This window comes from Gluconobacter sp. P1D12_c, from assembly GCF_018812105.1.
In the GTDB taxonomy this organism is placed as follows: Bacteria; Pseudomonadota; Alphaproteobacteria; order Acetobacterales; family Acetobacteraceae; genus Gluconobacter; species Gluconobacter oxydans_A.
Window position 1 is genome coordinate 1 of the sequence record NZ_JACSIQ010000728.1, and the last position, 388, is coordinate 388.

Annotated in this window: 1 protein-coding gene; it reads left to right on the top strand. The window is 55.8% G+C overall.

Annotation, left to right across the window (positions count from 1 at the left end; genetic code table 11):
• On the top strand, window positions 1-388 hold a 388-nt coding region (locus tag KP705_RS18925; RefSeq protein WP_215765426.1), incomplete at both ends, for a DDE-type integrase/transposase/recombinase.

Below are 388 nucleotides of genomic sequence, written 5' to 3' on the forward strand. Positions count from 1 at the left end.
GGATATCCCGGTTGCCGGACATCGAGGGAGACAAGCCCAAACGCCAGCGCTTCAAACGCTATCCCATCGGCTTTTTTCACATCGATATTGCCGAAGTCCAGACCGCTGAGGGCAAGCAGCACCTCTTCGTTGCTATCGACCGGACAAGCAAATTCGCTGTCACACAACTCGTCGGGAAAGCCGATCGGAAGACAGCCTGGGAATTCCTCGAACATCTCCTGAGCATCATCCCTTACCGGATCCACACCATCCTGACCGACAATGGGATCCAGTTCGCTGACCAACCCCGTAATCGCAATACGGCCTGGTCGCGTCCCATGCGCTTCGACATGATCTGCGAAGCCCASGGGATCGAACATCGTCTGACGAAACCCAATCATCCCTGGAC